At 28.2% G+C, this 19,117-nt stretch carries 20 protein-coding genes; 1 reads left to right on the forward strand and 19 read right to left on the reverse strand.

Going from position 1 to position 19,117, the window contains the following annotated elements; genetic code table 11:
• Positions 1–47 precede the first annotated feature (47 nt).
• Both I4U89_RS07780 and I4U89_RS07785 read right to left on the reverse strand, forming a co-directional pair.
• A complete protein-coding gene (locus I4U89_RS07780) occupies positions 48–1,670 on the reverse strand; it encodes a DAK2 domain-containing protein (protein ID WP_195939817.1) in 1,623 nt (540 codons plus the stop codon).
• 14 nt (positions 1,671–1,684) lie between these two features.
• Positions 1,685–2,035, reverse strand: coding sequence for an Asp23/Gls24 family envelope stress response protein (locus tag I4U89_RS07785; RefSeq protein ID WP_195939818.1), 351 nt, complete (start codon positions 2,033–2,035; stop codon positions 1,685–1,687).
• Positions 2,036–2,346: 311 nt separating this feature from the next.
• On the opposite strand from I4U89_RS07785, the gene rpmB reads away from it, so the two are divergent.
• On the forward strand, positions 2,347–2,535 hold the full coding sequence (gene rpmB / locus I4U89_RS07790; RefSeq protein WP_092924361.1) for a 50S ribosomal protein L28: 189 nt from the start codon (positions 2,347–2,349) through the stop codon (positions 2,533–2,535).
• A gap of 226 nt (positions 2,536–2,761) precedes the next feature.
• Here the strand turns inward: rpmB and I4U89_RS07795 are convergent, their stop codons facing one another.
• The 17 genes from I4U89_RS07795 to gmk form a co-directional block, all read right to left on the reverse strand.
• On the reverse strand, positions 2,762–2,911 hold the full coding sequence (locus tag I4U89_RS07795) for a 2-oxoglutarate translocator (protein ID WP_092924358.1): 150 nt from the start codon (positions 2,909–2,911) through the stop codon (positions 2,762–2,764).
• 140 nt (positions 2,912–3,051) lie between these two features.
• Positions 3,052–3,579 (reverse strand): flavodoxin domain-containing protein, encoded by a 528-nt coding sequence (locus I4U89_RS07800; protein ID WP_195939819.1) that lies wholly within the window; start codon positions 3,577–3,579, stop codon positions 3,052–3,054.
• 434 nt (positions 3,580–4,013) lie between these two features.
• A complete protein-coding gene (locus I4U89_RS07805) occupies positions 4,014–4,658 on the reverse strand; it encodes a thiamine diphosphokinase (protein WP_195939820.1) in 645 nt (214 codons plus the stop codon).
• A gap of 9 nt (positions 4,659–4,667) precedes the next feature.
• A complete protein-coding gene (gene rpe, locus I4U89_RS07810) occupies positions 4,668–5,324 on the reverse strand; it encodes a ribulose-phosphate 3-epimerase (RefSeq protein ID WP_195939821.1) in 657 nt (218 codons plus the stop codon).
• A 1-nt stretch (position 5,325) separates the two neighbouring features.
• Positions 5,326–6,210 carry a ribosome small subunit-dependent GTPase A gene (gene rsgA / locus I4U89_RS07815; protein ID WP_195939822.1) on the reverse strand — a complete coding sequence of 295 codons (885 nt, stop codon included), beginning with the start codon at positions 6,208–6,210 and terminating at the stop codon, positions 5,326–5,328.
• 158 nt (positions 6,211–6,368) lie between these two features.
• Positions 6,369–8,276 (reverse strand): Stk1 family PASTA domain-containing Ser/Thr kinase, encoded by a 1,908-nt coding sequence (gene pknB / locus I4U89_RS07820; protein WP_195939823.1) that lies wholly within the window; start codon positions 8,274–8,276, stop codon positions 6,369–6,371.
• 12 nt (positions 8,277–8,288) lie between these two features.
• On the reverse strand, positions 8,289–9,038 hold the full coding sequence (locus I4U89_RS07825) for a Stp1/IreP family PP2C-type Ser/Thr phosphatase (RefSeq protein ID WP_195939824.1): 750 nt from the start codon (positions 9,036–9,038) through the stop codon (positions 8,289–8,291).
• Positions 9,039–9,056: 18 nt separating this feature from the next.
• The gene (rlmN, locus tag I4U89_RS07830) at positions 9,057–10,088 is read right to left on the reverse strand and encodes a 23S rRNA (adenine(2503)-C(2))-methyltransferase RlmN (protein ID WP_195939825.1); all 1,032 of its coding nucleotides are present in this window, start codon (positions 10,086–10,088) and stop codon (positions 9,057–9,059) included.
• A gap of 9 nt (positions 10,089–10,097) precedes the next feature.
• Positions 10,098–11,423, reverse strand: a complete 1,326-nt coding sequence (rsmB, locus tag I4U89_RS07835) for a 16S rRNA (cytosine(967)-C(5))-methyltransferase RsmB (protein WP_195939826.1) — start codon at positions 11,421–11,423, stop codon at positions 10,098–10,100.
• 56 nt (positions 11,424–11,479) lie between these two features.
• Positions 11,480–12,181, reverse strand: a complete 702-nt coding sequence (locus tag I4U89_RS07840; protein WP_195939827.1) for a zinc metallopeptidase — start codon at positions 12,179–12,181, stop codon at positions 11,480–11,482.
• 34 nt (positions 12,182–12,215) lie between these two features.
• Positions 12,216–12,968, reverse strand: coding sequence for a DUF116 domain-containing protein (locus I4U89_RS07845; protein WP_195939828.1), 753 nt, complete (start codon positions 12,966–12,968; stop codon positions 12,216–12,218).
• 9 nt (positions 12,969–12,977) lie between these two features.
• Positions 12,978–13,907, reverse strand: a complete 930-nt coding sequence (fmt, locus tag I4U89_RS07850; protein ID WP_195939829.1) for a methionyl-tRNA formyltransferase — start codon at positions 13,905–13,907, stop codon at positions 12,978–12,980.
• A 14-nt stretch (positions 13,908–13,921) separates the two neighbouring features.
• On the reverse strand, positions 13,922–14,362 hold the full coding sequence (def, locus tag I4U89_RS07855) for a peptide deformylase (protein WP_195939830.1): 441 nt from the start codon (positions 14,360–14,362) through the stop codon (positions 13,922–13,924).
• Positions 14,363–14,381: 19 nt separating this feature from the next.
• On the reverse strand, positions 14,382–16,871 hold the full coding sequence (gene priA, locus I4U89_RS07860; protein WP_195939831.1) for a primosomal protein N': 2,490 nt from the start codon (positions 16,869–16,871) through the stop codon (positions 14,382–14,384).
• 109 nt (positions 16,872–16,980) lie between these two features.
• A complete protein-coding gene (coaBC, locus tag I4U89_RS07865; protein WP_195939832.1) occupies positions 16,981–18,180 on the reverse strand; it encodes a bifunctional phosphopantothenoylcysteine decarboxylase/phosphopantothenate--cysteine ligase CoaBC in 1,200 nt (399 codons plus the stop codon).
• A 5-nt stretch (positions 18,181–18,185) separates the two neighbouring features.
• Positions 18,186–18,449 (reverse strand): DNA-directed RNA polymerase subunit omega, encoded by a 264-nt coding sequence (gene rpoZ / locus I4U89_RS07870; RefSeq protein ID WP_195939833.1) that lies wholly within the window; start codon positions 18,447–18,449, stop codon positions 18,186–18,188.
• Position 18,450: 1 nt separating this feature from the next.
• Positions 18,451–19,068: a guanylate kinase gene (gene gmk / locus I4U89_RS07875; RefSeq protein ID WP_195939834.1), complete on the reverse strand. Its 618-nt coding sequence runs from the start codon at positions 19,066–19,068 to the stop codon at positions 18,451–18,453.
• Positions 19,069–19,117: the final 49 nt, after the last annotated feature.

The raw sequence follows: 19,117 nt of genomic DNA on the forward strand, positions 1-19,117 counted from the left end.
TCCTGTACAATCCTTACTAAGTAGGATTTTACAGGATTTTTTTAATATTATTCAACTGAAATTAAGTAGTAATAAAGAGGTTGACCTCCGTAATATAATTCTACATCTATGTCTTCAAACTTTTCTTCTAACTCGTAACGAAGTTTGTTTGCATCTTCTTCTTTTACATCTTCACCATAGAATAAAGTTATTATAGCACTATCTTCATCTACTATATTTTCTATAAGTTTAGTTGTTATTTCATCAACACCATCTCCAGCAGATTGTAATTTTCCTTCTGCTATACCTATTATATTACCTTCTTTAACTTCTATATCATTCATAACAGTATCTCTAACTGCAAATGTAACTTGACCTGATTTAACTAGTCCTAAAGACTCCATCATAGTTTCTTCATTTTCTTCTACAGATAAATCTGCATTGAAGTTTACTAATGCCGTAAATCCTTGAGGAGTGTTTTTAGTAGGAATTACTATTATATTTTTTTCGCTTAATTCTTTTGCTTGATTAGCAGCCATTATTATATTGCTGTTATTTGGGAATATAAATATATTTTTAGCATGTATTTCTTCTATTGCTTTCATAAAGTCTTCAGTGCTAGGGTTCATTGTTTGTCCACCCTCTATTATGTAATCAACACCAAAATCTTTAAATATTTGAGCTAATCCTTCACCCATAGAAGTTGCTATAAATCCATATTCTTTTTCTTCTACCGATGATGCTGTTTCATCCTTTGTATCAAGTAATATATTTTCATGTTGTACTTTCATGTTTTCTATTTTTATAGTTATTAATTGCCCATATTTTAAAGCATCTTGTAATACTAATCCTGGATCGTTAGTATGAACGTGCACTTTTATTACACCGTCATCTCCAACTACCGCTAAACTATCTCCATACTTCATCATCATATCTCTTATTTGTAAGTCGCTTACTTTATCACTTTCTAGAATAAACTCTGTACAATAAGCAAATTTTATATCATCAGTATTTATTTGTGCCTGAGCTGATGATTGTGTCGTAGTGTTAGATGATTTTTCTAAAGCTTCTATAGAGTTTCCTTTTAGCGCTTCTAACATACCTTCATATATTAGTACTAGACCTTTACCTCCAGAGTCTACAACTCCAGCTTCTTTTAGTGCTTTTAGTAATTCTGGTGTTCTATTTAATGAATTATTAGCTTCCTTTATAACCATTTCTAAGAATGCTACTAAATCTTTTTCTTTCTTACAAGCTGAAAGTGCATATTCTCCACTTTCTCTTACTACTGTAAGTATAGTACCTTCTATAGGCTTTATAACCGCCTTGTAAGCTGTATCTGAACCATTCTTAAATGCATCTGCTAAATCTGATGTAGATATCTTTTCTTTTCCTTCTATTGATTTTGCAAATCCTCTTATTATTTGAGATAGTATAACGCCTGAATTTCCTCTAGCTCCCATTAAAGAACCTTTAGATAGAGCTTTACCTATTTCAGTTATATTATCCCCCTCTACCTTAGACAATTCTTTCATTGCATAAGATATAGTAAGAGACATGTTTGTTCCTGTATCTCCATCTGGAACTGGAAACACATTTAGTTTATCAACTAAATCTTTATTATTTTGAAGATTATTTGCACCTGACACAAACATATCTCTTAATAATTTACCATCTATATATTGAATCATTTTCTTCCTCCTAATTACTTAACTCTAATTCCTTGCACATTGATATCTATTTTACTTACTTTTATACCCGTTGTGTTCTCAACTGTATATTTTACTCTATCTATTATGTTATTTGCAACAGTAGATATATTAATTCCGTATTGTAGTATAACATATAATTCTATAGCTATAGTGTTATCTTCTAATTCTTGTACTAAAACACCCTTTAATACGTTCTCACCTTTTAATAGCTCTACTATACCCTTAGTTTTATATGCTAAACCTACTAATCCATAACTTTCCATAGCAGCTCTGTATGCAATTTGTGCTATAACATGTTTATCTATTTCTATATTTCCATATTGATTACTTACTTTTAAGCTCATGATTTACCCCCTTAGGTTCATATTTTTATTTGGAATAAATATTTTATTTATATTATTATAAAAATTTATATATCCTATAATACTATAAATATGATATAATTTAAACCTACGTAATTATTTTGTAATAGTAAATATTTTATTTTAAATATTTACTTTATACAAAATTATATATATAATTTTATATGATAACAAGACATTGTTCAATATTTGTTAAGCAAATATATATTTCTATTGCACGTTTTTAATATTTATGTTAATATAAATATGTTTTTAGTCTTTAAATAGTTATCATTTTAAGGAGGTGTACGTAAATGGCAAAGGTATGTAGCGTATGTGGTAAAGGAAAGGTTTCTGGAAACCAAGTATCACACTCAAATAGACATAACAGAAGAACATGGTCAGCTAACTTAAGAAGCGTTAGAGCTATAATAGATGGAACTCCTAAGAGAGTTAAAGTTTGTACTAGATGTTTACGTTCTGGAAAAATAGAAAGAGCTTAATTGTTCTTTAAAGCCTACTAATTAGTAGGCTTTTTTATTTCATATGTATTTTTATAATTTCATCTAATGATTATAGTAATTACATTAATTACTTTTTCTTACTTCCCTTCATAAACTTTAATATAATTCCAGCTATCCATTTAGGCATTTTTATTGTTACCATTTTCATTTAACATTCCCCCAATAATATTATTTATTTGGCTTACTTATAAAGTATATTCAAGTATCAATAAAAAAATAGTAAAACCCCACATCCAATTAAAATAACTGCTGTAAGTAATGTCCAAATCCATCCTGGAAGCATCATAGATAAAAGTACTGCTCCTCCTGTTGACAAACATAACATTCCCAATAACACCTTAGAGCTATTTTTCATTAAAACACCTCCTTGAGTTATTTTACTATTTAGATTTATGTATATATTAAATTTATGCAAAATAGTCCATATTTAGACCTGTCCTACTTTTTATTAATAAATTTTTTCAAAATAAAAAGACGTATTTCAAAATACATCTTTTATAAAAGTTCTATTAATTTATCTATACTTTTTTTATCACACATATCTATTTGTTTATTGAAACTATCTAAAATCAATTTATCATCTTCTGTAAGGTCTCTAAAATCTTTTTTATCTATATATACCTTTAATCCCTTCATAAGGATTTTATCTTTTATACTTAGTTCATTATAAAATATTGAACCTCTAAAATTAACTAAACTTATATTGCTTACCATTTCATCACTAAAATTTTTATCTATTATCATTTTTCTTAATTCTTCAGAGATTGACTCCATGCCTACAGTAAATATTATCACTCTTTTATCTTTTATATTATGAAAGTTTTTCTCTATGAAACTTATTCCATTTATTTTACTTGCATATATTCCACCACCATATATTATAGTGTCGTATTCTTTTAAATCCTTATTCCTTATATCACTAACTTCATATAAATCTGCATATAATCTAAGTGCTATCCATCCTGCATACTTTTTAGTGCTTCCATACTTAGACTTATATATAACAGCTATTTTATTATCCATAAAACCCCTCCAAAATTATAATATTACTATATTTGACTTATATGTTTTACATTCCTTTTATATAATTTAAATATTTTAATTTTAATGGATTTATATTATTTATCAGACTACAATTAAATTAAAAGTGAGGTGAGTTTTATTAATAATAAATCAATTTTTGTTATTGGAGGCTCAATAATTCTAGGATTTTGCATAGTTGCAATAAGCTTATTTATATCACTTAAAGAAAATCATAATAGATATCAATTCTTCAGTCCTAATGATTCAAATATAATTATCTTTGACTCTCATACCGGAACTTATTGGAATAAATTTATAAACCCTAGTGAGGGTCCTACTGACTGGACAAAAGAGGAATTAGATTTTTTATATAATAAGTAATAAAAATATATTAATTTATAAACATATAAAAAAGATGACGAAAGTCATCTTTTTTATATGTTTATAATTATAAGTAAACTACCTTCATTTACTTTTACTCTACATTTATTTTCTAACATTACATTAGATATTCCTAATGGTAGATAAAACTTCATATCATATTTATCCAAAGGATATTCAAAATTAGTAAGAGTAACTCCTTTTGCATCACCACTTAAAGGTATTACTGACACGGTATCTCCTATGTTTCCTTTAACTTCTATTTCTTCATTTATAGCTATCTGTATTATTTCATTTTCACCTATTACAGTAGGTATCATCCCTATACTTTTTACAAAGTATAATAAATTTATATTTGCAATAGTATGATCTATTCTTCCTCCTAAAGCAAAGTAAAAATCAATTTCCTTTACGTTTAGATTTTTGGCTAGATAAATACACAACTCTGTATCTGTTTCATTCTTTTTTGAAGGAAACTTTTCGAATTTTACATTTAGGTTCTTATAATAGTTAACTATACTACTATCTACAGAATCTAAATCTCCTATTATATAATCTGGAACTATATCCATATTATATGTATGGTTTGCTCCTCCATCTGCACATATTATATAGTCATACTTGTTTTTGGCTAATATTTTTTTAACATTATTATAGTTTTCTGATTTTCCATTTAGTATAATACAAGCTTTTTTCAATTTTTGTCCCTATAAACTAGCATTTTTTCTAAATAAATTTACTGTACTTTCTATATCATCACTATTAAATATTGCAGAACCTGCAACTATTATATTAGCCCCAGCCTTAACAACTTTATCTACATTGCTAGGCTTTATCCCACCATCAACTTGTATGTCTACATTTAAGTTTCTATCATGTATCAGTTTTTTTAATTCTTCTATTTTAGGTATCATACCTTCTATAAATGATTGACCCCCAAATCCAGGATTTACTGTCATTATAAGTACCATATCTACATCTTCTATTACATGTTTTATAGTTTCTATTGGTGTGGCTGGATTTAATGCAACTCCAGCTTTTACATTATAAGATTTTATATTTTGTATAGTTCTGTGTAAGTGTTTACATGCTTCTTGATGAACAACTATTAAATCACAACCTGCATCTACAAAATCCTTTATATAATTATCTGGATTTTCTATCATTAGATGTGCATCAAATACCATATTTACATCTTTTCTAAGAGATTTAACAAGACCTGACCCTAAAGTTATATTTGGAACAAAATGTCCATCCATAACATCTATATGAAGGTATTCACATCCTGCACTTTCTACTTTTTTTACATCTTCTAATAGTCTTGCAAAATCTGCTGATAATATTGATGGTGCTAATTTAATCATTTTAATATCTCCTCTTCCCTTGTCTTATTTCATTTAATAATTGTATATAGCTATCATATCTTTTTTTAGATATTTTTCCTTCACTAACAGCTTCTTTAACTGCACAACTTGGTTCATTTTCATGTATACATCTAAATCCAAACCTACAGTCATCAAACTCATCAAATTCTATAAAGTATTCTTTAAGTTCACTTTCTTCTATATCATCAAGAGTTAGAGAACTAAATCCAGGTGTATCTGCTACCATTCCCCCACACTCTAGTTTTAAAAGTTCTGCATGTCTTGTTGTATGCTTACCTCTTTTTATTTTATCACTTACTTCACCAGTTTGTAACTCAAAGTTTTTATCTATTTCATTTAATAAACTTGATTTGCCTACCCCAGATGGCCCTGCAAATACTACTACATTTCCATTTAACTCTTCTTTTATTTTATCTATATTTAATTTAGTTTTATTACTAACTGGTATTACTTTATATCCACTTATTTCGTATATGTTTTTTAAATCTTTTACTAAATCTCCATCTTCATCTAAATCTACCTTAGTTAAAACTATGACTATATCTAGGTTCTCCTTTTCAGCTAGTACTATAAATCTATCTAATAATGATAAATTTGGCTTAGGATTTTTTATAGCAAATACTATAAGTGCTTTGTCTACATTTGCTATAGGTGGTCTTATAAGTTCTGTATCTCTTTTATCTATTTCTTCTATTACACCTTTTTTATTCTCTTCATCTACTATATTTATTTTTACTCTATCTCCAACTAAAGGCGTTATCTTTTGCTTTCTAAATATTCCTCTAGCCTTACATTCATATATCCCACTTTCAGTGTCTATGTAATAAAATCCCCCTATTCCTTTTACAATTTTTCCATCTAACATCTATTTCCTCCTCTAAATTTTCTAACATAATTATTCTTTCCTATTTTTATATAATATCATAATAAGCTAACAATTAATCTATATTTATTTTTTATTATCTAAAATAACATCAAAATTAAAAAAGCCCAACTTATAAAGTTGGACTTTTTTAATTTACTTTATTCTTGTGCTTGTATAGTACTTTCACTTCCTTCAGTACCTGTATTATTTCCTCCACCTTGAGAAGGGTGATTTCCTCCAGTATTTGAATTCTCTCCACTAGATGAATTTCCACCTGTGTTTCCTCCATTATTACCACCAGTATTTTCTCCTGGTTTTTCTGGAGTAGTATTACCTGATTCTCCTGAGTTACCTTGACCATTTCCAGAATTATTTGAACCATTACCTGTCTCTGGTTTAGTATCTGGCTTTTCTTCTGGGGTAACTACTGGAGGAGTTTGTGTATTATCACTTTCCTCTTTTTTATTTTCTTCAGGTGGTGCTACTGGCTTAGGTCCCTTACTTACCACTACATCAACTGCTTCTCCATTTCCTGAAATAGATGTTCCTGATTGAGGAGTTTGTCTAATTATATTTCCTTCTTTAAAGCTTTCGCTATACTCTTGCTTAACATTACCTAAAACTAAATTATTTTCTCTTAGTACACTCTCTGCATCTATTAAGCTAAGTCCAACTACATTTGGAACTTGTGCTTGTTTTTTACCTTTACTTAAAACTATAGTTATAGAATCTCCTTCTTTTACATTCGTTCCAGCTTCTGGCATTTGAGATATTACATGATTAGCTTCTACATTTGAATCATATTCTTCTTTTATTGTTACATTTAAGCCTAAATCATCTAACTTTCTTTGTGCTTCATCTAAGCTCATATTTTTAACATCTGGGGTAACTACTGTTTCTACTCCTGTTTGATTGCTACTAGATCCTAATAAATATTTACCTGCTAGATAAACTTGAGCACCTAATATTATTATCAATATTACTGCTGCTACTACAAGTATTTTCTTCATTAAAGGACTATCTTCTTTTACTTCTTTTTTTCTTCTATTTGAAGCCTTAGATTTCTTTTTTTCATTTCTTTTTTGCTTAGGGTCTTCATACTCGTCTTCATCTTCATAATCATCATATTCATCATCATATGCTTCTTCTTGATTATCATTGGCATTAACCATAGAGTTTCTTAATTCTCTATCTTCTATCTTTTGAGTAGCATAGTTATCATATTCTTTTATAAAATCTAAATCTATGTTCTTTTCTATGTACTCGATATCTTCTATCAATTCTTCTGCACTTTGATATCTATCAGCACTAGATTTTTCTGTTAGCTTTTTTATAATAGTTCTTACACTTTGAGGAATTCTAACTTTCTCCTCTTGAGTGAAATCTAAATTATCATTGATATGCTGAAGTGCTATTGATATAGGACTATCTCCTCTAAATGGTACCTTACCTATTAGCATTTCATATAATACTATTCCTAAAGAGTAAAGATCTGCATTGCTAGTTACAAACTTACCTTTAGCTTGTTCTGGTGAAAAATAATGTACAGAACCTATTATACTCCCAATATTTGTCATAGTAGAATTAGATACAGCCTTAGCTATACCAAAGTCTGCTACTTTAACTATTCTACCTTCATTTGATATAAGTATATTATGAGGTTTTATATCCCTATGTATAATACCTTTTCTATGTGCTGCACTAAGTGCCATAGCTATTTGTTTTGTTATATCAAGTGCAGTATATTCGTCTAAAACACCTTCATTTTTTATTATTTCTTTTAAGTTTTGTCCATCTATAAATTCCATTACTATGTAATGAACTTTTCCATCTTCTCCTACGTCATATACATTTACTATATTAGGGTGCGATAAACTAGCTACCGCTTCTGCTTCTCGTTTAAATTTGCCTAAAAACTCCTCATCATCAACAAATTCAGGTCTTAAAACTTTTACAGCTACAGTTCTATTTAAAAGTCTATCTTTAGCTTCATATACAAAAGCCATTCCTCCATCGCCGATTTTCCTAATAATTTCATATCTATTACCTAAAACAGTCTCTCCCACTTTATCACCATCCTATTTATCCTCTATTACTATAACAGATATATTGTCCCTTCCAGACATGTTGTTTGCTTTATTTATCAACTCATCACTTATCTCTTTTACTTCAATATCTTTCATCATAATTTCTTCAATACTTTCATTATCAACAAATCCTGTTAAACCATCACTACATAAAAGAATTTTATCTCCTCTATCTATTTCATGCTTGAATATATCTACAATAACTATTTCTTCACTTCCCATAGCTCTTGTTATATGATTTCTTCTAGGATGATTTTTAGCTTCTTCTTCTGTTATGATGTTTGCCTTTATTAACTCTTCAACTACAGAATGATCCATTGTAACTTTTTTAAATTCGCCTTTACTTAATAAATAACATCTGCTATCTCCAACATTAGCTACATATAATTTATTTTTATATAATATAGCTGTTGTTAAGGTAGTTCCCATGCCTGAATACTCTTCGCCACTTATAGACTTTTTATATATTATAGAGTTCACTTCATTATAAGCTTGTTTTATTATATCATCTATATAGTCTATTTTGATGTTATTATTTTGTAATAAGTTTTCCTTTAAGAAAAACATTATATTATCTACTGCTAGCTTACTTGCAACTTCTCCTTTTTTATGTCCACCCATTCCATCTGCTAGAGCAAATATGCCTATATCAGCAGAATCCGTTTTTATAATCTCACCCATACAATAATCTTCGTTATTTTTCCTAACTAGGCCTATGTCTGAGTCACAACTATAAATCATTAGACTTCCCCCCTAAAGCTACTTATGCTTTCTTCTTAATTGTCCACAAGCTCCACCAATATCAGAGCCCATAGATATTCTAACTGTAGCTGGTATATTATTTTTTTCTAATATATCTTTAAACTTGTATATATGAGACTTATCTGGACGTTTAAAGTCTCTTTCTTCTACATTGTTTATAGGTATTAAGTTAACATGACATAACATGCCCTTTAGTAACTTTATTAGTTCATTTGCTTCATTTGGCGAATCATTTACACCTTTTATAAGAGAGTACTCTAGTGTAACTCTTCTATTTGTCTTTTTGATATAATACTTACAAGCATCTAATATCTCTTTTATAGGATATGCATTTGCTATTGGCATAATTTCTTTTCTTTTTTCATCATATGGAGAATGAAGTGATAAAGCAAGGTTTATAGGTATCTCTAAATCTGCAAGTTCTCTCATTTTTGGTGCTATACCACAAGTTGATAAAGTTATATGTCTATAACCTATATTTAAACCATTTTTATCATTTACTATTTCTAAAAATTTCTTAGTATTTTCAAAGTTATCTAGTGGCTCACCACTTCCCATTAAAACAAGGTTTGATACCCTTTTACCTGTATCTTCTTGTATTTTTAATATTTGATCTAATATTTCCCAAGGCTCTAAATTTCTTAAAAGCCCATCTATAGTAGATGCACAAAACTTACATCCCATTCTACATCCAACTTGATTTGATATACAAACTGTAACTCTATCATCATAATCCATCATTACAGTTTCTATTATATTACCATCATTTAATAAAAATAAATACTTTTTGGTTTTATCAATCTTTGATTCCAATTTTAATTCTATTTCTATATTTCCTATATAGGATACTTTAGCTAATTTTTCTCTTAGACTTTTGGGAATATTATTCATATCATCAAAAGTCTTAGCACCTTTGTATATCCAAGAGTAAACTTGACTTCCTCTAAAGGCTTTCTCTCCTATAGTTTTCATAAACTCTTTTAGTTCTTCTTCTGTAAAGTTTTTTAATGCAACTTTATCTTGATTCATATTTTATCACTACCTTACTTTTCTTAATTTTGCTATAAAGAAACCATCCATTCCATGTATGTTAGGATATATTTTTAAATATCCTTTATCTTGATTATCTAAGTCTACATTCACTTCATCTATAGGTACTAATTCAAAATTATTGTTAGTCTTTATAAACTCATTTATTATATTTATATTCTCAGTATCTTCTATAGTACAAGTACTATATACAAGTATTCCATCTTTCTTAACATACTTAGAAGCATTTTCTAATATAGTTTTTTGTATTAAAGGTAAATCTTTTAGTTCTGCCTTCGTTTTATATTTTATTTCTGGTTTTCTTTTTATTATTCCAAGCCCTGAACATGGTACATCTGCCAATACATAGTCAAATTTATTTATACTTTTTTCATCTACTTTAGATGAGTCAAAGTTTTCTACAACTACATTTTTAAGACCTAATCTATTTACTGTTGATGTTATAAGTTTTAATTTATGTTCAAATATATCTCTTGCCAAAACTTCTCCAGTATTGTTCATAAGAGTTGCTAAATGAGTAGTTTTTCCGCCTGGTGCACTACACATATCAAGTACTAATGAATTTTTTTTAGGATTAAGTACTTTTCCAACTAACATTGAACTTATATCTTGAACTGTAAATAATCCTTCTTTAAACAATTCATTATTTTCTATATTTTTAAAGTTTTCTACTCTTATAGCTTCTTCTATAAGGTTTACTTTATAAGCTTTTACACCTATATTATTTAATTTTTCTATAAGTTCATCTCTTTTAATTTTTAAAGTATTAACTCTTAAGTATAAATTTGGCTTTTCATTATTGGCGTCTAATAAATCTTTTGTAAATTCTTCTCCGAAGTTTTTAATCCAATTTTTTATCATCCATGGACTATAAGAGTATTTAGTAGATAAATACATTATGTTATCATCTATATCTACTTTTAAAATCTCTTCTTTTTTTCTTATTATATTTCTAAGTATTGCATTTACAAACCCAGATGATTTTTTATCATATTTCTTGACCAAATTTACAGTCTCATTAACTGCTGCATAATCAGATATACTATCTAAAAACGCTATCTGATATACACCTAATCTTAGCAATATTTTAACACAAGTTGACATCTTTTGTGTCTTTATCTTAGAAAGTTTATCTATTATATAATCTAAATAATATTGATTTTCTATTACGCCATATATTAATTCTGTAGCAAGACCTCTATCTTGATTAGTCATTTCTATTTTCTTAAAATGTTTATTTATTGATGTGTTAGAATAATTATTATTTTCTTCAATATCTAAAAGTACCTTATATGCTATTTCTCTTGCCTTCATGCTATTTCTCCTTAATTTAAACAGAAAAAGTCCTAGAAACCCTAGGACAATCTCCTTTAATCATTATCTCTGCTTGCTATTGCTAATAATCTAAGTAGTTGTAAAACTGAAGTTAATGCTGCAGCTACATAAGTTAATGCTGCTGCTGTAAGAACCTTTCTACTTTGATTAGATTCTCTTTTGTCTACTATTCCTAGATTATTAAGCTGAACTATAGCTCTACTTGATGCATTAAATTCAACTGGTAATGTTACTATTTGGAATAAGACTGATGCTGCAAATAGTATTATTCCTATTTCTAAAAATGGTCCCCTCATTATAAATCCTAAAGCAATTAATAACCAAGATATATTAGATGAAAAATTAACTATAGGAACTAAAGCACTTCTAAAATTAAGTGGTACATATCCTTTAGCATGCTGTATTGCATGGCCACATTCATGTGCCGCAACTGATATAGATGTTATAGATGTTCCGTAATATATATCTTGTGATAATCTAACAGTATTACTTCTTGGATCATAATGGTCAGTTAAATGCCCTGTAACCATTTCTATAGATACGTTATTTAATCCATTAGAATTTAATATTGTTCTTGCTACTTGTTCTCCAGTATAACCTTTACTTGAATTCACTCTTAGATACTTACTAGTAGTACTACTTACTTTAAATTGAGCATAAATAGTAAAAAGTATCGCTGGAATTAATATCATAATTGTAGGGTCTAAACCATACCCATATCCATATGGATAAAACATATAAAACACTCCTATCTTAATTTAATATAGATTCTTATAAAGATAAGCTATATATTCCCTCTGTAAAAAACTTTATAGCTTCTTCAACTTCATTTATATCTATATTAGTATCTACACAAGGTCCATTAGGTCTTTTATTAAATACACCTAAAACGGGTACATGTCTCATATCTTGTACTCCAGCTGTTAAGTCCCTTTCACAAGCTACTGCTATAACAGCTTTTGGTCTGTTATCCATTATTATTTTTCTGGCTAGTGTTCCCCCTGTAGCTACAAATATATTTACATTTGTTTTTTCTTTTAATTTTACTAAATCTCCTATATTACACAAACCACAAGTTGCACAGTTTTCTATTTTATTAGTAACTTTTAACTTACAGCTATTTCTTTGAACACAATGAGGTATTAATATTAATATTTCTTCTGGCTTAAAGTTATATCTATTACTATATATATATTTATTGTTTAACTTTATATATACCTTTCTTATTTCATTTTTTGATATATTAACAAATTCTGCAATAATAGTTATTATAGGAAATAAAAATGATACGATTTTAAAGTTAACCTTCATTAAAGATGAGTCTACATCTTTATCTCTTATAATATTATTTGTAACTACTATAGAAAATATTATTACTATTGATGCTAATAATATTAGTATATCTGTTATTATAGCAAATACACCTGCTAAAGTAGATATAAAAAAGTTAATAAGTATCCCTACAGTCAAAAGAATTACTAATAATATAACTATGGCCGTCATATACTTTTTTGATTCTACCATTTTATTTACCTAGCCTAATTTTTTTGAAGTATCTATGCTGTTTCCTTTTATATATTCAGAAACTAAAACTCTTTTCTTTCCTGGCATTTGTATTTCTTCAAGTAATATCACTTTATCTAGAGTACTTACTTTTATACCGTCTTTATCAACGCTTAATATAGTTCCAGGTGCTTTTTGACTTTCCTCATTTAACACTTTCGTCTTCCATATTTTCATAGTCTTTCCATCATAAGTTGTATATGCACTTGGCCATGGATTAACCCCTCTTACAAGATTATGTATATCTTTAGCTTTTTTATTAAAATCTATATTTCCTAAAGACTTATCCATCATAGGTGCATAACTAAACTCATCATGATTTTGCTTAGTTCTTGGTGCACATCCTTTTTCAATTAAATCTAAAGTTTCTTTTAGAGTTTCTGCTCCAACAACCATCATCTTATCATGAAGCTCTCCTGCTGTTATTTCATTATCTAATGCAAACTCTTTTTGTAGTATCATATCTCCAGTATCTAGACCTTCGTCCATATACATAGTAGTGACTCCTGTTTTTTCTTCACCATTTATTATTACCCAGTTTATAGGTGCCGCTCCTCTATATTTTGGAAGTAAAGAAACATGGACATTTATACAACCAAATTTAGGAATATCTAATATAGATTTAGGAAGTATTTGTCCATAAGCTACAACTACTATTACATCTGGATTTAATTCTTTTAATACATTTACAAACTCTTCATCTCTTGCCTTTAATGGTTGATATACTGGTATATCATATTTAAGTGCAAGCTCTTTAACTGGAGGCATTCCAAGCTTTTTACCTCTGTTTTGAGGTTTGTCTGGTTGGGTTACCACACCTATTACTTCATGTTTTTCATCTATTATTTTTTGTAAACACCCAAGAGCAATCTCAGGTGTACCCATAAATACTATCCTCATTTAATCATCTCCTACTACTTTTGTACTTTGTCTACAAATAATACACCATCTAAATGGTCTATTTCATGGCAAAATGCTCTTGCTAAAAATTCTTCAGCCTTTATTTCAACATATTGTCCTTGTCTATTAAATGCTCTTACTGTTACATAATATGGTCTATTTACAGCTCCACATTCACCTATAACACTTAGGCATCCTTCATCTCCTAATTGCTCTCCAGAAGTTTCTATTATTTCTGGATTTATAAGTTCTATTATACCATCTCCAATATCTACAACAGCAACTCTCTTTAATACTCCTACTTGAGGTGCAGCAAGACCTACTCCCTCAGCATTATACATTGTTTCTGCCATATCATCTAATAATTGTATTAATCTATCATCTATTTTTTCTACCTTTTTTGCTTTTTTTCTTAAAATAGGGTCTCCTATTTGAACTATTTCTCTTAACGCCATTTTTGTCTCCTCCTAAATTTTATAATATGTTGTTGGGATTAATATCTATGGATACATTAACCTCTTTATTAAACACTACGTCTCGTTTTGTTATACATATATATTTTATTATACCTTTTAATAGATTTATTTCAATATCCTCATCCTTAAATAATATCTGCCATCTATAATTTTGATTAATTTTTGATATTGAACATGGGTTTGGACCTAATATAAAATCAAAATTATTTATACCCCTAGATTTAAGAAGATAAATAATTGAATCATACATATTTTTAGCATTTTGCTTTACTATATGTTCATTTTCTCCGCTTATTACAACACTGACCATATTATTAAAAGGAGCATATCCAAATGCTTTTCTGATTTTTATCTCATCTTCATAAAATCCTTCATAGTCATAATTTATGGCCCTTCTTATAGCATAGTGGTCTGTATCATAAGTTTGAAGAATAACCTTACCTTCTTTGTCAGATCTTCCTGCTCGTCCTGAAACTTGAGTTACTAGCTGAAATGTAGTTTCAAAACTTTTAAAATCCGGAAAATTTAATATCATATCTGCTGATAATATACCTACTAAAGTTACATTGTCAAAGTCTAGCCCTTTACTTAGCATTTGCGTCCCAATTAATATGTCTGCTTCTTTATTTTTAAATTTATTAAGAATTTCTTCTAATGAACCCTTTTTAGAAGTAGTATCTTTATCCATTCTAAGAATTTTTGCATCTTTGAATATATTTTTTAACTCTTCTTCTATTTTTTGAGTTCCTATTCCAAAAGGTTTTACATAGTTACTACCACACTCTGGACACTCATGAGGTATTTCTTTTTCATATCCACAATAATGACACCTTCCTATGTTATTTCTTTTGTGATATGTTAATGATATATCACAATTTTCACATTGAAATACATAACTACAGTTTCTGCATGATACAAAACTTGCATAACCTCTTCTATTTAAAAATAATATTACCTGATTATTATTTTTAATAGCAGTTTCTATTTCTTGTTGTAGTCTCATGCTAAATATGCTCTTGTTTCCATTATTTAGCTCTATCTTCATATCTACAACTTCAATTTTAGGAAGTGGTCTTTTATTAGCTCTAGATTTTATTTCTATTAATTCATACTCTTTATTGCAAGCTTTATAATATTCTTCAACAGATGGAGTTGCAGAACCTAATATCAATGATATGTTTTCCTTGTGTGACATATACCTAGCAACTTCTATAGTACTAAATTTAGGATTTTTCTCTGATTTGTATGAAGACTCATGAAACTCATCTATTATTACTACACCTAAGTTTTTAAATGGAGCAAATAATGCAGATCTTGCACCTATTAATATTCTTATTTTGCCTGCTTTTATAGCTTTATACACATCATGTTTTTGACCTTCTGATAATTGACTGTGAAATACTCCTACTATATCTCCAAACCTATTTTTTAATCTATCTATAGTTTGCGGAGTTAGAGATATCTCCGGTACTAAAAATATACTGTCTAGACCTTGATTTAGTGCATAATCTATAACTTCCATATATACTTCTGTCTTACCACTACCTGTTACTCCATGAATCATGTAAGGTTTTTTATTCTCTTCAAACATCTCTGATGTTATTTTGTTAACAGCATATAATTGCTCTTTATTTAAATTTATATCTTTGTAATCCGTACTATATATATCTTTAGGCTTTCTATAATAATCTCTTATTTCTAAATTAATTAAATTCTTATCATATAATGATGTTATGCTTTTTTTAGATACATTTAACAATTCCATTATATCATTTATTTCACTATCATCATTGTACTTTAAAAAGTTTATAACTTCTTTTTGCTTACTTCCTAGGGTTATCTTATTATTTTTTATATATTCATCTATATAATCACTATCAATAGCTAGTGATACATAGCATATTTTCTTTTCATTTTTATGGTCTTTATATTCCCATAAAATATCTATTATATTTTTTTTATTAAGTCTGTAAAGTATATTATTTATATTTTTTATAGACTTTAGTTTATCTATTTTTATCTTCCCTTTATTATCTAGTATTGAATTTACTACTATCTGTTCATCTTCATTTAATGAATTAATTACATCTTTTATTTGTAATTGGTCTAAATTTCTTATATCACTATTTAAAACTGCAACTTTATAATTATTTAGTTTATATCCTTTTGGATATATTAAGTTTATACAATCTATATATGTGCACAGATATCTATTTTTCATCCACCTTACTAATTCTAAATCTTCTTTTGAAAATATAGGCTCTTTATCTAATACATCTATAATTTCTTTTAATCTTATGTTATCTTCCACTTCATTATTTATTTCAAAGACAAAGGCTTCTGTAGGTTTATTTCCTCGACCAAAAGGAACTAAAACTCTATGACCTATTTTTAAATCATCTATTAAAAGATTTGAAAACTTGTATGTAAATAAATTGTCTGTATGTATAGTATTGCTTCTTACTACTAATTTTGCATACTTTTTCATTATAAAACATCTATCTCCTACTCGTATTAATTAGATTATGTCCTTTTTAATATCTATTTACTCAGTTATTTCTATTGCTAAAAATAAAAGCATCTAAATTAATAGATGCTTATCTTTGTAGTAACTTATTGACATTATCTAATATAACATCTGCCACTTCTTCTTTTTTCATTTTTGGATATTCTGTAATATTTCCATCTTTATCTATAATCTTAACTATATTAGTATCTACACCAAATCCGGCACCTTTTTTAGTTAAATCATTAGCTACAATAAAATCTAGATTTTTCTTCTTTATTTTACCTTTAGCATTTTCTATAAGGTCGTTAGTTTCTGCTGCAAATCCAACTAGTATTTTATCTTTCTTTATCTTGCCTATTTCATAAGCTATATCTTTGTTTCTTTCTAATTCTATAGATAAATCATCATCAGATTTTTTTATTTTCTTATTAGAATAGTTTTTAGGCTTATAGTCTGCTACTGCTGCACTTTTTATTACAACTTGATTATCATCTAAGTTTTCTAAAACTGCATTATACATATCCTCAGCACTTTCTATTTTTATAAGCTTTTTTATATTTTTAGGAGCTTCTAGATTAGTTTGTCCTGATATTAAAGTTACATTAGCACCTCTATTTGCTGCTTGAGTTGCAATTGCATATCCCATCTTACCTGTAGATCTATTACTTATAAATCTCATTGGATCTATGCTTTCTACTGTAGGTCCAGCAGTAACTATTATATTTTTACCAATTAAATCTTGCTTTTGTGTAAGTAAGTTAACAACTTCATTTACTATTATCTCTGGTGACGCTAGCTTACCTTTTCCAGTATCTCCACAAGCAAGTCTTCCACTTTCTGGGTCTACAAAATTACAACCTAGTTCCTTTAATATATCTATATTTCTTTGAAGCACAGGATTTTCATACATATTAGTATTCATAGCAGGTGCTATTAATACTTTTGCCTTAGTAGCCATAACTGTTGTTGTAAGCATGTCATCAGCTATGCCATTAGCCATTTTACCTATGAAGTTCGCAGTTGCTGGTGCTATTAAAAATACATCTGCTTTTTTAGCTAGTGATACATGCTCTACATCCCAAGTTTTTGGTTCTTCAAACATATCACAAACTACATAATTTTGGCTTAATGATTGAAATGATAATGGAGTTACAAATTCAGTAGCCGCTTTAGTCATTATAACATGAACATTTACACCTAATTTTCTAAGTCTACTTACTACATCTAATGACTTGTATACAGCTATTCCTCCACTTACTCCTAGTACAACAGTTTTACCTTTTAGCATAAGAATTACTCCTCTTCTGTAGTTTTTTGTTCTAAGTGCTTTTCAGCTTCGTTTAAGTCTATTTCTTCTTGAGTTAATAATCTATAGCTTATTTTCCCATCAGCAACTTCTTGAGTAGCTATAGTTACAGGCTTGTTATCTCTAGTTTTTGTAGTTGTTATAGTTTCAGCACCGTCTATTATTTCTCTAGCTCTTTTTGCTACTGTTCCAACTAAATAATATCTGTTGTCTATTTTGTTTAATACTTCATTTATTGATGGTTTTAACATTTTATAATTCCTCCTTGAATTTTGCTATTATATGATTTTTATATCTATTAACTTTATTTTTTTCCGCTAGTATTATACTTTCTACTTCTTTTACTGATGTATTTACATCTTTATTCACTACAAAATAGTCGTAATCAGATATTTTGTTTATTTCTTCAAAAGCACAACTAAATCTTTTGTGTATTTCTTCTTCTGTTTCTGTTCCTCTTCCAACTATTCTATTTTTTAATTCTTCAAGAGATGGCGGTAATACAAATATAAATACACCCTCTGGATATACATCTTTTATTTGCTTAGCTCCTTGCATTTCTATCTCTAGTATGACATCTTGTCCATTTTCTAAAGATTCTATTATAGCAGCCTTTGGTGTACCATAAAAATTGTCATAAATTTGAGCATACTCTAAAAATTCACCATTATCTATCATCATTTGGAATTTTTCTTTTTCTAAAAAGAAGTAATTAACTCCATCGACTTCACCATTTCTTGGTTTTCTAGTTGTTGCCGATACAGATAATTTTATATCGTGATTTTTGTTTAGTAACTCTTTGCATATTGTACCTTTCCCAGCTCCCGATGGACCAGATACAACTAATAATAGCCCTTTTTTCTTAAGCATTACTATCTTCCTTTCTGATATATAAGTTTCATTATTATACATTTTATTA

Origin of the sequence: Romboutsia sp. 1001713B170131_170501_G6 (genome assembly GCF_015668195.1) — a bacterium.
GTDB lineage: Bacteria > Bacillota > Clostridia > Peptostreptococcales > Peptostreptococcaceae > Romboutsia_C.

Coding starts and splice junctions, on each gene's coding strand:
- I4U89_RS07780 (WP_195939817.1), bottom strand. CDS start 1,670: ATGATTCAATATATAGATGGTAAATTATTAAGAGATATGTTTGTGTCA.
- I4U89_RS07785 (WP_195939818.1), bottom strand. CDS start 2,035: ATGAGCTTAAAAGTAAGTAATCAATATGGAAATATAGAAATAGATAAA.
- rpmB (WP_092924361.1), top strand. CDS start 2,347: ATGGCAAAGGTATGTAGCGTATGTGGTAAAGGAAAGGTTTCTGGAAAC.
- I4U89_RS07795 (WP_092924358.1), bottom strand. CDS start 2,911: ATGAAAAATAGCTCTAAGGTGTTATTGGGAATGTTATGTTTGTCAACA.
- I4U89_RS07800 (WP_195939819.1), bottom strand. CDS start 3,579: ATGGATAATAAAATAGCTGTTATATATAAGTCTAAGTATGGAAGCACT.
- rpe (WP_195939821.1), bottom strand. CDS start 5,324: ATGATTAAATTAGCACCATCAATATTATCAGCAGATTTTGCAAGACTA.
- rsgA (WP_195939822.1), bottom strand. CDS start 6,210: ATGTTAGATGGAAAAATTGTAAAAGGAATAGGGGGATTTTATTACATA.
- I4U89_RS07825 (WP_195939824.1), bottom strand. CDS start 9,038: ATGATTTATAGTTGTGACTCAGACATAGGCCTAGTTAGGAAAAATAAC.
- rlmN (WP_195939825.1), bottom strand. CDS start 10,088: ATGAATCAAGATAAAGTTGCATTAAAAAACTTTACAGAAGAAGAACTA.
- rsmB (WP_195939826.1), bottom strand. CDS start 11,423: ATGAAGGCAAGAGAAATAGCATATAAGGTACTTTTAGATATTGAAGAA.
- I4U89_RS07840 (WP_195939827.1), bottom strand. CDS start 12,181: ATGTTTTATCCATATGGATATGGGTATGGTTTAGACCCTACAATTATG.
- I4U89_RS07845 (WP_195939828.1), bottom strand. CDS start 12,968: ATGGTAGAATCAAAAAAGTATATGACGGCCATAGTTATATTATTAGTA.
- fmt (WP_195939829.1), bottom strand. CDS start 13,907: ATGAGGATAGTATTTATGGGTACACCTGAGATTGCTCTTGGGTGTTTA.
- def (WP_195939830.1), bottom strand. CDS start 14,362: ATGGCGTTAAGAGAAATAGTTCAAATAGGAGACCCTATTTTAAGAAAA.
- priA (WP_195939831.1), bottom strand. CDS start 16,871: ATGAAAAAGTATGCAAAATTAGTAGTAAGAAGCAATACTATACATACA.
- coaBC (WP_195939832.1), bottom strand. CDS start 18,180: ATGCTAAAAGGTAAAACTGTTGTACTAGGAGTAAGTGGAGGAATAGCT.
- rpoZ (WP_195939833.1), bottom strand. CDS start 18,449: ATGTTAAAACCATCAATAAATGAAGTATTAAACAAAATAGACAACAGA.
- gmk (WP_195939834.1), bottom strand. CDS start 19,068: ATGCTTAAGAAAAAAGGGCTATTATTAGTTGTATCTGGTCCATCGGGA.